The 11,677-nt window shown below is 67.2% G+C and carries 9 protein-coding genes; 4 read left to right on the forward strand and 5 right to left on the reverse strand.

All coding sequences use genetic code 11. The features are described 5' to 3' along the window. Positions 1–10: 10 nt before the first annotated feature. The 4 genes from EJ903_RS21870 to EJ903_RS21885 all read left to right on the forward strand — a co-directional run bounded on the left by EJ903_RS21870 (position 11) and on the right by EJ903_RS21885 (position 6,909). The gene (locus EJ903_RS21870) at positions 11–2,731 is read left to right on the forward strand and encodes a sensor histidine kinase (protein ID WP_126619457.1); all 2,721 of its coding nucleotides are present in this window, start codon (positions 11–13) and stop codon (positions 2,729–2,731) included. A 300-nt stretch (positions 2,732–3,031) separates the two neighbouring features. After that, positions 3,032–4,642: a response regulator gene (locus EJ903_RS21875; protein ID WP_126619459.1), complete on the forward strand. Its 1,611-nt coding sequence runs from the start codon at positions 3,032–3,034 to the stop codon at positions 4,640–4,642. Positions 4,643–4,780: 138 nt separating this feature from the next. Continuing rightward, positions 4,781–6,517 carry a PAS-domain containing protein gene (locus tag EJ903_RS21880; protein ID WP_126619461.1) on the forward strand — a complete coding sequence of 579 codons (1,737 nt, stop codon included), beginning with the start codon at positions 4,781–4,783 and terminating at the stop codon, positions 6,515–6,517. Continuing rightward, a complete protein-coding gene (locus EJ903_RS21885) occupies positions 6,514–6,909 on the forward strand; it encodes a response regulator (RefSeq protein WP_126619463.1) in 396 nt (131 codons plus the stop codon). The genes EJ903_RS21880 and EJ903_RS21885 overlap by 4 nt, the downstream gene beginning before the upstream one ends. 25 nt (positions 6,910–6,934) lie before the next feature. Here the strand turns inward: EJ903_RS21885 and moeB are convergent, their stop codons facing one another. The 5 genes from moeB to EJ903_RS27395 form a co-directional block, all read right to left on the reverse strand. After that, a complete protein-coding gene (gene moeB, locus EJ903_RS21890) occupies positions 6,935–8,092 on the reverse strand; it encodes a molybdopterin-synthase adenylyltransferase MoeB (protein ID WP_126619465.1) in 1,158 nt (385 codons plus the stop codon). A 14-nt stretch (positions 8,093–8,106) separates the two neighbouring features. Continuing rightward, a complete protein-coding gene (locus EJ903_RS21895; protein WP_246015835.1) occupies positions 8,107–8,385 on the reverse strand; it encodes a MoaD/ThiS family protein in 279 nt (92 codons plus the stop codon). Further along, positions 8,382–9,764, reverse strand: coding sequence for a TfuA-like protein (locus EJ903_RS21900; RefSeq protein WP_126619467.1), 1,383 nt, complete (start codon positions 9,762–9,764; stop codon positions 8,382–8,384). Before EJ903_RS21900 ends, EJ903_RS21895 begins: the two co-directional genes overlap by 4 nt. Further along, positions 9,761–11,059: a YcaO-like family protein gene (locus tag EJ903_RS21905; protein ID WP_126619469.1), complete on the reverse strand. Its 1,299-nt coding sequence runs from the start codon at positions 11,057–11,059 to the stop codon at positions 9,761–9,763. The genes EJ903_RS21900 and EJ903_RS21905 overlap by 4 nt, the downstream gene beginning before the upstream one ends. Before the next feature lie 90 nt (positions 11,060–11,149). Next, positions 11,150–11,677: hypothetical protein (locus EJ903_RS27395; protein WP_210211505.1), on the reverse strand; the 528-nt coding region annotated here is incomplete at its 5' end.

The following is an 11,677-nucleotide window of genomic DNA, read 5'->3' on the forward strand; positions in this document are numbered from 1 at the left end:
GGGGTGAGGCATGGCGTGGACCAGCGTTCTGTTCGTGTCGCTGGCCTATCTGGGCGCGCTGTTCGCCATCGCCCATTGGGCGGACCGGCGGGCGGCGGCGGGGCGCAGCGTCATCGCGTCGCCCACCGTCTACGCGCTGTCGCTGGGCGTTTATTGCACGACCTGGACCTTTTACGGGTCGGTCGGGCGCGCGGCGGGGTTGGGCGTCGGTTTCCTGCCCATCTATCTCGGCCCCACCCTGCTGATGCTGCTGGCCCCGTTGCTGCTGCGGAAGATGTTGCGCATCGCCAAGACCCAGCGCATCACCTCCATCGCCGATTTCCTGGCCAGCCGCTATGGCCGCAGCCCGCTGCTGGGCGGGTTGGTGGCCCTGACCGCCGTGGTCGGCGTCACCCCCTACATCGCCCTGCAACTGAAGGCGGTCGCCGTCAGCTTCGACGCCCTCACCGGCAATATGGGGAGCGTCACCGGCACCGACCGGCTCCTCTTCCTCGACAACGGATTCCTGATCGCCGCCATCATGGCGCTGTTCGCCATCCTGTTCGGAACCCGGCAGATCGACGCCGCCGAGCATCACCCCGGCATGGTCGCCGCCGTCGCCTTCGAATCGCTGGTCAAGCTGGTCGCCTTCCTGGCGGTGGGCGGCTTTGTCGTCTGGGGCCTGCACGATGGGCCGGGGGCGCTGTTCGACGCCGCCCGCGCCCGACCCGACCTGCACCGGCTGTTCGCCGTGGACACGGCGGTGGAGGGCGGGGCCTGGACCACCAGCCTGATTCTGGCGGCGGCGGCGGTGCTGTGCCTGCCCCGGCAATTTCAGGTGACGGTGATCGAGAACACCGACGAACGGCACCTGAACCGGGCGCTGTGGCTGTTCCCGCTCTATCTGCTGCTCATCAACCTGTTCGTGCTGCCGGTGGCGGCGGCGGGGCTGCTGCGCTTCGGCGCGAGCCTCGACCCCGACCTGTTCGTGCTGGCCCTGCCGCTGGCGAGCGGGGCCGACGGGTTGGCGCTGCTGGTCTTTCTCGGCGGGCTGTCGGCCGCCGCCGGGATGATCGTCGTCGAATCGGTCGCGCTGTCCACCATGGTCTGCAACGATCTGGTGATTCCACTGCTGCTGCGCCTGCGCCCGGCGGCGTTGGAGCGCGCCGCCGACCTGTCGCCGCTGCTGCTGGCGATCCGGCGCGGGGCCATCGCGGTGATCCTGTTGCTGGGCTATCTCTATTTCCGGCTGGCCGGATCGGCCTACGCCCTGGTGTCCATCGGCCTGATTTCCTTCGCGGCGGTGGCGCAGTTCGCCCCGGCCCTGATCGGCGGGCTGTATTGGACCGGGGCGACCCGGCGCGGGGCCTTGGCCGGGGTGGCGGGCGGAACGCTGGTCTGGGCCTACACCCTGCTGCTGCCCAGCTTCGCCCGTTCCGGCTGGTTGCCGGTGTCCTTCATCGAGGCGGGACCGTGGGGCGTGGCCGCCCTGCGCCCCTACGCGCTGTTCGGGCTGGAGGGGTTCGACCCGCTGACCCACGCCCTGTTCTGGAGCGCGCTGGTCAACTTCGGTCTGTGGCTGGGGCTGTCGCTGTTCGACCACGCCGACGCAGCGGAACGGGCGCAGGCCGCCGCCTTCGTCGAGGTGTTTGAGCGGACCGACGCCGCCGATGCGCCGACCGACGGGCGCGGGGTGGTGCGCGTCGGCGACCTGTCGCGCCTGCTCGCCCGCTATCTTGGTCCCCAGCGCGCCGCCCGCGCCTTCGCCGGAGACGATCCCGACGCGCTGGCCGGGCCGAAGCGGTTGCGGCTGGCCGAACGGCTGCTGGCCGGGGCCATCGGCGGGGCGTCGGCCCGCGTCGCCCTGGCCTCCGCCACCCCGGGCGGGGCGGTGGGCACGGCGGAGCTGCTGCGGATGCTGGACGAGACCAGCCACGCGCTGGCCCACAGCCGGGCGCTGGAGATCAAGACCGCCGAATTGGAGCGCGCCACCGACGCCCTGCGCGCCGCCAACGAACGGCTGACGACGCTGGACCGGCTGAAGGACGAGTTCCTGTCCACCGTCACCCACGAGCTGCGCACGCCGCTGACCTCGATTCGCGCCTTGAGCGAGATCCTGCACGACGATCCCGGCATCGAGGAGGACCAGCGCCGCGCGTTCCTTGCCATCATCATCGCCGAGAGCGAACGCCTCACCCGCCTCATCAACGAGGTGCTCGACATGGCGAAGATCGAGGCCGGGGCGATGGACTGGGCCATCGAATCGCTCGACCCCGCCCGCGCGCTGGAGCAGGCGGCGGCGGCCACCGCCGGGCTGTTCCAGGAACGCGGGGTGCGTCTGGACAGCGCGCTTCCCGCCGACCTGCCGCCGGTGCGCGCCGATCACGACCGTTTGGTGCAGGTGGTGGTCAATCTGTTGTCGAACGCCGCCAAATTCACCCCGCCGGGCGGACGGGTGACGCTGGCCGCCGAACCCGGCAACGGGGCGGTGCGAATCAGCGTCACCGACACCGGCCCCGGCATCGCCCCCGAGCATCACGACGCGGTGTTCGACCGCTTCCGCCAGGTGGGTGACCCGATGACCGACAAGCCCGCCGGGACCGGGCTGGGGCTGGCCATCTGCAAGGGCATCGTCGAGCATCTGGGCGGGCGGATCGGCGTGGACAGCCGCCCCGGTGCGGGTGCCTGTTTCTGGTTCACCCTGCCGCTGTTGCACGGACCATCGCCCGGCGACCTGAGCAGCCATCGGTAGCGTCCCATTGTTTCAATTCGCAAAAATCCAACCTCTCCACGCCGCCGTCAGTCATGTTAACGTCCTATCCCGGCCATGACGTGCGCGTGGCATGAGAGCAACAGGAGCGGCGTTGCGGTCCCACCGTCTGTTCAGCGAAACCCACTCCACAACTCCGGCGCGGCGCGGCGGCGGACCTCTTCCCGTTGAAACCCTCGACGCTTATGGTGAGGGGGATCGTCCACTGGCATCCTTCTCCGGCCAGTGCATGGTTCGACACAGACAATCCCTTGATGTTTCGGATGGGCGTTAGGAAGCCGGATGGGAAAGATTTTGGTCGTTGATGACGAACGGGATGTGGAAGCGCTGATCGTCCAGCGCTTTCGCCGCTCCATTCGTTCCGGTGAGCTGGAGTTCCTGTTCGCGTATGACGGGCAGGAAGCGCTGAACGCCCTGCGCGCCGATCCCGACATCGACATGGTGTTGAGCGACATCAACATGCCCGGCATGGATGGCTTGTCGCTGCTCGACCATCTGCCCCAGGTCAACGCCGACATCCGCGCGGTGATGGTGTCGGCCTATGGCGATCTGGGCAACATCCGCGCGGCGATGAATCGCGGGGCGTTTGATTTCATCACCAAACCGATCGACTTTGCCGATCTCGAGGCCACAATCCACAAAACGCTGGACGCTTGCAAAACGGTGCGCAAGCTGCGCAACGCCCTGCAGGAAACCCGCACGGCGGAAGCCGCGTCCCGCGCGCAGGCCGCCCGGCTGCGGCGCGTGCTCGACACCAGCCCGATCGGCGTGTCGATCCTGACGGAAACCGGTGAGCTTCTGTACTGCAATCAACGCAGCGTCGAACTGTTCGGCGTCACCGCCGATTCCATGCGGCAGCGCGGGGCCACCGCCCTGTTCCGCCACATCGAGGAGCGGGAATACAACCCGCCCCGCCTGCACGACGGCGAGATCGCGCGCAGCGATGAGCTGCATTTCATCCGCGACGACGGCAGCACCGTCTGGATGATCATGACCTTTGACCACACCGTGTATGAAGGGCGCGCGGTCTACATCGTCTGGCTTTACGACATCACCGAACGCAAGGTTCAGGCCGAGGCGCTGCGCACCGCCAAAGAGGCGGCGGAGAAGGCGTTGAGCGACCTGGAACGGATGCAGAGCGATCTGATCCGTGCGGAGAAGATGGCGGTGATCGGCCAGCTCATCACCGCCGTGGCGCACGAGATCAACACCCCGGTCGGCATCGCCCTGACCGCCGCCACCCATCTGCAATCGGTGTCCGGCTCGATTGCCTCGACCTTCCAGGACGGCCAACTGCGCCGCAGCGACTTCCAGGATTACGTCGCCACCGCCACCGAGGTGTCGTCCCTGCTCGTGACCAACATCGAGCGCGCCGCCGCGCTGGTGCAAAGCCTGAAGCTGGTGACGGAGGGCAAGGCGTCGTCGCCGCGCAGCCGGTTCGACCTGCGGGAGTATCTGAGCGATCTCGTTCTGGCGGTGCGCGTCCAACCCGCTGCCGCCGGGCATGAGCTGGTCATGGATTGCCCGGACGGGTTGGCGCTCGACACCTACCCCGGTGCCTTGACCGAGGTGCTGATCGCGCTGTTGACCAACGCCTTTGCCCACGCCTTCGACCAGAAGCCCGGCGGGCGCGTGTCGGTGGTCGCCCGCCTTCAGGGCGATGGCCGGATCGACCTTCGGATCACCGACAACGGTCGGGGGATTCCCCAGGAAATCCTGCCACGCCTGTTCCAACCCTTTGCCACCACCCGGCGCGGGGCGGGCAGCATGGGGTTGGGCCTGTACGCCGTGTTCAATCTCGTCACCGGCAAGCTGGCCGGTGAAATCGCGGTGGACAGCCTGCCGAACCTTGGCACCACCGTCATCCTGCAACTGCCGCTGGATGCCCCCTGACCGGATGACCCGCAACCGGATGATTCCGGTGATTCGGCCCGCCCTCTTCTGCGCCGCCTCGGCTTCGTCCTGATTGCGCCGCCGCTTTGCCTGACTCACAATACCCCACGGCGATGAGCAAACAGGTGCGGGACGGCCATGACGGTGGTGAGCAACGATGACGACACCGGACGCGATCAGCCGGTGGCCGAAGAGGGTCCCGCAACCCCACCACCCGACACCGTAAAGGGCACGCTGGACAGCGCCCGGCGCTACCGCGATCAGGTGCTGTCGGTCATTCCCGGTTTGTTGATCCATCGCGGCGACCACATCCTCCATTGCAACGAGGGGTTGGCCCGCCTGCTGGGTTATGAGGCTCCCGACGACATTCTGGTGCTGCCCAGCGTGCTGGATCTGGTCCCCGAAGACGCGGTTTACGCCGAACGGCAGGCCTATGCGCGCTGCCTGTCCGGGGTGATCCGCCACGATGTCCGCCGGATCAAACGCTTTCGCGCCAACCATGATCTGCAGTGGTTCGATCAGCTGCTGGAGCCGGTGGATTGGGGTGGGCAACCGGCGGTGATGGAGATGTTGGCCCAGGTCCGCCCCCACACCGGTTTCATCGAACTGCCACACCAATGGCAGCGGCTCCAGGCCGCCATCGACGCCATGCCCAACGGCGTTCTGATGCTCGATTCCGAAGGACGGATGGAGGGGCTGAACAGCGAGATGCTGCGGCTGTGGGATTACCCGCCCGGCCTGTTCCCGCCCGGCACGCCGATGGACGTGATGCTGCACTACAACCACGAACGCGGCGATTACGGCGATGGTACCCCATCGGAAAAGATCGCGATGATGCGGGCGCAGTTGACGCGCAAGGGCGCGCACAACGCCGAACGGCGGGTCCCCAGCGGTCGGGTGCTCGACATCCGCACCGCGCCGCGCGCCGACGGCGGTATGGTCGTCACCCACATGGACATCACCGACCGCAAGCGGATCGAAGATGAACTGCGCGAGGCCAAGGAGCACGCCGAAACCCTTCTGCGCGAGTTGCAGGACACCCAGCAGCAATTGATCGTGCAGGAAAAAATGGCGTCGCTGGGGCAGCTGACCGCCGGCATCGCGCACGAGCTGAAAAACCCCCTCAACTTCGTCAACAACTTCGCCGACCTCTCCGGGGAACTGCTGGACGAGCTGCTGGAACTGCTGGGGCCGATGGATGCCCGGTTGAGCGCCGACGCCCGCGCCGAGGCCGACGACCTCATCGACAGCCTGAAAGGCAATCTGCTGAAGATCGCCAACCATGGCCGCCGGGCCGACAGCATCGTCAAAAGCATGCTGGCCCATTCGCGCGGCGGCGGTGGCGAATGGCAGGAGACCGACGTCAACGCGCTGGTTGACGAGGCTCTGGCGCTGGCCTATCACGCGGTGCGCGCCCAGGATCGTGATTTCAACACGGCGTTCGTGCGCCGTTACGATCCGGCCATCGGCACGCTGAAGATCGTTCCGCAGGACATATCCCGCGTCCTGGTGAATCTCTTCACCAACGCCTTTTACGCCTTGCGCAAACGGCAAACGCTGGACAGCACTGGCGGATACAGCCCAACGCTGACCATAGCAACTATTGATCGCAATGATCGAATTGAAATTCGGGTTCGCGACAATGGAATTGGCATGCCGCAAACCGTAATTGAAAAAGTCTTTGCGCCATTCTTTACAACAAAACCAACGGGTGAGGGCACCGGCTTAGGTCTTTCTCTCAGCTATGACATCGTGGTACATCAACACAGGGGCCGTTTTGACGTATCCAGCGTTGAAAACGATCATGCAGAGTTCACGATCACGCTGCCACGCGCCGCAACGGCGATGGCGCTAGGGGAGCGCCGGAAGACATGACACTCGGAATTCTTGTCGTCGATGACGAACCCGACGTCGCGGAGCTGTTCAAACAACGTTTCCGTGCGGAGCTTCGCAACGGTCAGGTTGCGTTTCATTTCGCCACATCCGCCGAACAGGCGCTGGAAAGCTTGGCGTCAGGGCTGACGCCGGAAACCTTTCTGGTGTTGAGTGACATCAACATGCCGGGCATGAGCGGGCTGGATTTGCTCCAACGCCTGCGCGCGCAGTCGCCCGACGTTCCAGTGATCATGGTCACGGCCTATGGCGACATTGAGAATCGCCGCCGGGCGCTGGACATCGGTGCCACGGATCTGGTGACGAAGCCGGTGGACTTCGTGGAACTGAAGAAGATGGTCAACAGCATCATCGCGCAAACGCAGGCCGCCTGACGCGACGGCCTGCGGTCATCGTTTCTCACACGCCGCACACCGCCGCCATATCCTCAAGCGCCACCACCGCACCCGGGGCACAGGATGGGCAGTCGGGGTCGACCGGAACGCTGATTTCGGTGAATTCGCCGCGCAGACCGTCATAGAGCAGCAGGCGACCGGCCAACGGCTCGCCCAACCCCAGCAGCAGCTTGATCGTTTCCGCCGCCATGATGGTCCCAATCACGCCGGGCAACACCCCCAACACCCCGGCCTCGGCGCAGGACGGCGCGTATTCCGCCGGGGGCGGTTCGGGGAACAGGCAGCGGTAGCAGGGCCGAACACCAGGGGCCGCCCCGCCAAACACCGACACCTGCCCTTCGAAGCGGAAAATCGCGCCATAGACATTCGGCACACCCAGCCGCAGGCAGGCGTCGTTGACCAGATAGCGCGTCGGCAGATTGTCCGACCCGTCGACCACCACGTCATGACCGCCCAACAACTCCAGCACGTTGCCGGCATCGAGCCGGGTGTCGTGGGCCACCACCTCGATCGTCGGATTGAGGTCGAGCAGAGCCGAACGCCCGCTGTCGACCTTGCGCTGCCCCAGGCGGCTTTCGGCGTGCAGGATCTGGCGTTGCAGGTTGCTGCGTTCCACCTTGTCGTCGTCGATCAGGGTGAGACGCCCGACCCCGGCAGCGGCCAGATAGAGCGCGATGGGCGATCCCAGACCGCCCGCGCCGATCAGAGCGACCCGGCTGCGCAACAGCCGATGCTGCCCGGCCTCCCCCACCTCCGGCATGGTCAGGTGGCGGCGGTAACGCTCACGCTGGGCGGAGTCCAATTGCGGCGGGGTTTCCACCGGCAGACCCGCCGCCTTCCAGGCGGAAAAGCCACCCGCCAGCGACCGCACATCGGCGTAACCCAGTCGCGTCAGATCCTCCGCCGCGAACAGCGACCGCGCGCCACCGGCGCACATCAGCACCAGCGGACGGGCCGGATCGGCGGCCTTTTCCTCGATCCGCAATTCCAGAAAGCCGCGCGGCAGACGCAGCGCCCCGACCGGGCTGCCGGTGGCGGTCTCCTCGTCCTCGCGGACGTCGATCAACAGCGCGCCGTCGCGTTGCAGGCGCAACGCCTCCTCCGCCCCCACTTCGGGGATGCGGGCGCGCAGTTCGGCCAGGCGGCGATCCTTCAGGCTCATCCCCAACTCCTTCGTCAACCGCCCGCCAGGGCGACCATCACCGTCAGGGTGGCCCCGGCGGACAGGCTGGTGTCCAGGCCGCCCAGCCGACGCACATCGTCACGCCCGAGATACACATTCACGAATCGGCGCAGATCGCCTTCGGCGGTGAACAGCCGGTCCTGAAACGCCGCCTGCCCGGCGGTGAGCGCGGTCAACGCCTCGCGCACCGTCGCCCCCGGAACCTCCACCTGATCCCGCCCGCCGACAAAGCCACGCAGGGGCGTGGGGATGCGAATCGTCACGTCGCTCATGCTGTTGTCTCCTCGCGTCGCAGCGCCGCTCCAGCCTCCTCGGCCAGTTGGCGGAACAGATCCCGCACCTGCTTAGCCCGCATCAGGTCGATGCGCAAATCCAACGCGTCCTTGAAGCCGGACTCCAGCGCCCACGCCTCCAGCGGTCCATCGATCCGGCCCTGGCTGTTGGTGTGATGATCCAGGATCAACTCGTCCATGGTCAGGTTGGGCTGCTGACTGGCGTCGGCGAAATGCAACTCCATCACCCGTTGCGCCAGCGCGGCGTCGGCGGCGGTCTTTTCGTAAATCCCGCGCCGCCGCAACTCGTTCAACACCGGCTTTGTGGTGCGGGTCAGGTAACGCCGACCGACCAGCCAGAGCCGCATCGCCCGCTCCACCGCCAGTTCGGCGATGAAGTCGGCAAATTCCGGCTCGGTCAGATCGTTGCGGCGCGCCCAATCGGCCAACGCCTCCGGACCATCCAACCCACGGGCCGCGCAGAAACGGCGCAACTCGTCGGCGATCATCCCGGCGTCAGCGGCAACGCCGACGCTGGCGGCCAATTGCACGATCAGCAGCCGCCCCAGCGCCGCCGCGTTGATGTCGGCGAAATCCGGACGGTGCAGCGCCGCGTGGCTGGCGATGTCCGACAGCGGCACCGTGTGGCCGTCATGGGCGACCCGGCGGTCGCGTTCGTACAGCGCCTCGAAATAATGGGAGACGTTGAAGGCGAACGGAGCCGGGCGTGGCACCGAATCCAGACCGCGCAGATGGGTCAGCAGGGCTTCGGCGTCCAACCGCTTCTGGTCCACCGCGTTGGTCGCCAGAAAGGCGTCGAGCCGCGCGGCCTCCGCTTCGGTCAGGGCGGCGTCGGCCCAAATGCGATCGCGTGTGCGCTCCGGGAAGAAGCGCGCCTTGGCGGCCGCGATGATCCGGTCGTGCAGCGCCGGATCGATCACGCCCGCCGCGCGCGCCGCCGCCAGACTGGCGCGCAGATTGACCAGCGGTTCGGAGAGCGGGAAATAGCCGTCCTCCGCCCCGGCGTGGGCAAGCGCCACCTCGTCATCGCCGCTCAGGCGACCGGCGGCATAGTCCGCCGCCACCGCCCCGACGGGAATCATGCCGTAGGGCTGGCATTCCGCCGCCCGCAACGCCCCCATGCTTGACGCGCCATACACGGCCACGCCGTTGTGCAGGGCGAACAGGATCTCCTTGTGCCACACCGACAGCGATTGCCCGAACACCCCGTCGATCAGGGCGATGGCGTCGGGGCGATGGATCGTCATCGCGCTCAACAGATCGGCCTGCGCGGCGGGCGGCAGATAGACGGCGTCGGGCAGAAGGGCACGGGCGTCGGCCACCGGCATGGTCGGGCCAAGAAAGACACAGATTTTCATGGGACCGCTCCCGCCGACCGCGTGGCAAAGGCGGCCATCGCGTTGGCGAAGGCCACCGGACGCGCGCCCGGCGTATAGAAATCAAACCCATACCCTTCCAGCCCCGGGACCACCACGCGGATGACCGGGATGCCGATCTCCGGCAGGGTCAGGTCGAACACCAGAACCTGCTCAACCCCACAATGCCGCAAGGCCCCGAGCAACAGGGCGATGTCGCCCTCAAAGGTCGGGGTCGAGCGGTCGGGGTGGCGTCGCGCGTCCACCGTCGCCGGTTGGGATTCGATGCGCTGCACCTCCGCCGTGCCGTCGCCGTTCTGGTTGCGCTGCAAGTCACGCCGGAAAAAATCGTCGCGCGACCCGGCGATCAGCACAAGCCGCGACTGCACCGCCTCGGTCAAGGCGCGCGACATCGCCACCGCCGGTTCCAGATGCGTGCCATAGCCGCGATGCATGCCGCTTTTGCGCACGTCCCGGTCATAGACCGTGGCGGAGAAGGTCGGCACGCCCATTTCGGTGGTCACGTCGTACAGCAGCGGGCAAATCCCGGCCTCGTCAAAGCGGCGCAGCAGGTCCTGCACCACCGGGCTGTCCACCGTCCGCAGATCGACGCGCGGCAGGGCGAGTCCCATCCGTTCGGAGACGAAACGCCAGCAGGCAACCGAATCGCGCTCGATCACCTCGTACAGACCGGCGGCGACCGCCTCCAGAATGTGGTTGCCGCTGGCCAGGCCGTTGGTTCCCATGGCGCACAGGCTGCGCACACCAGCGTTGGGCACGGGAAAGCCGTAGAGGGCCACGGACGACCAGGGGGCCGCCACCGGGCGGTTGGACAGCAAATCCCACCCCCAGGTCCAGAATTCCGGGCGGTCGGCGCGGAAGGAGCCGTTCTTGGTGCCGGGAAGCCGCTCCACCGGGATGCGGGCGTCGGGCGGCAAATCGTTCCAGCACGCCTCGACATAGGGGAGGCGGACGTTTTCCGCGTGATGGAACTCGATGGCCTCCATCGCCGCCGACACCGTGGCCGCGACCAGACTGAAGCCCTTGCCAGCGCTGCCCGACAGCGTCGGGCTGTTGGGCCGGTGGCCCAGAACGGTGTGAATGCCCAGCCGGTCCAACCCGGTGACGTCGGCCAAACGGGTGATGCCGCAGCGGGCAAGATGGGGGGAGATGCGCGCCAGCGTTTCGTCCGGTGTGGCGGTTCGATGCGTGCCCTGGAAGAATCGCTTTGTGGCGCGGTGCATGGCGCTGCCAAGCCGAATTCCCGGCTCAACCTGCGGCGACGAATGGTCGGTCATGGCGGAAAACAGGATGCACAACTCCGGTCGGTCAACGCGTGAACGGCATCGGGCAACACGGCCCGACGGCTACAGCGACGATGATTCGCATCAACGGCATCGACACGCAAACCGCAACTCCTGCCCGTCGTCATCCTCCAGGTGGCCCCAAACAACTGGCCCCAAACAATTGGCCTGAGCGCCCCCTGGACAACGGTCACGCCGCACAAGAAACACGGTGCGGTCAACCCACTCTGTCGCGGCGCTGGGCCGGTTCACACCGGCCCAGCACACCGCAACACCACATTGGCCAGACCGCCGCCTCGGACGACGGCCTGACCAACGCGGTGACGGGATCAGCCCGCCTCGCCGCTCGGTTGTGTCTCGGCGGTCGGTGCGGGCGAAGCCGCCGGTTGACCGGCCCAGATCGCACCAGCCGCAGGCATCGCCGCAGCCGGAGTCGCCGCCGCAGGCGTCGAGGCCGCAGGAGCGCCAGACCAGATCGCGCCAGCCGCAGGCATCGCCGCAGCCGGGGTCGCCGCCGCAGGCGTCGAAGCCGCAGGAGCACCAGACCAGATCGCACCAGCCGCAGGCGTCGAAGCCGCAGGAGCGCCAGACCAGATCGCGCCAGCCGCAGGC

The organism is Azospirillum griseum, assembly GCF_003966125.1.
In the GTDB taxonomy this organism is placed as follows: Bacteria; Pseudomonadota; Alphaproteobacteria; order Azospirillales; family Azospirillaceae; genus Azospirillum; species Azospirillum griseum.

Bases quoted from the DNA above. Each gene is read 5' to 3' on its own strand.
- EJ903_RS21870 (WP_126619457.1), top strand. From the start codon at position 11: ATGGCGTGGACCAGCGTTCTGTTCGTGTCGCTGGCCTATCTGGGCGCG.
- EJ903_RS21875 (WP_126619459.1), top strand. From the start codon at position 3,032: ATGGGAAAGATTTTGGTCGTTGATGACGAACGGGATGTGGAAGCGCTG.
- EJ903_RS21880 (WP_126619461.1), top strand. From the start codon at position 4,781: ATGACGGTGGTGAGCAACGATGACGACACCGGACGCGATCAGCCGGTG.
- EJ903_RS21885 (WP_126619463.1), top strand. From the start codon at position 6,514: ATGACACTCGGAATTCTTGTCGTCGATGACGAACCCGACGTCGCGGAG.
- moeB (WP_126619465.1), bottom strand. From the start codon at position 8,092: ATGAGCCTGAAGGATCGCCGCCTGGCCGAACTGCGCGCCCGCATCCCC.
- EJ903_RS21895 (WP_246015835.1), bottom strand. From the start codon at position 8,385: ATGAGCGACGTGACGATTCGCATCCCCACGCCCCTGCGTGGCTTTGTC.
- EJ903_RS21900 (WP_126619467.1), bottom strand. From the start codon at position 9,764: ATGAAAATCTGTGTCTTTCTTGGCCCGACCATGCCGGTGGCCGACGCC.
- EJ903_RS21905 (WP_126619469.1), bottom strand. From the start codon at position 11,059: ATGACCGACCATTCGTCGCCGCAGGTTGAGCCGGGAATTCGGCTTGGC.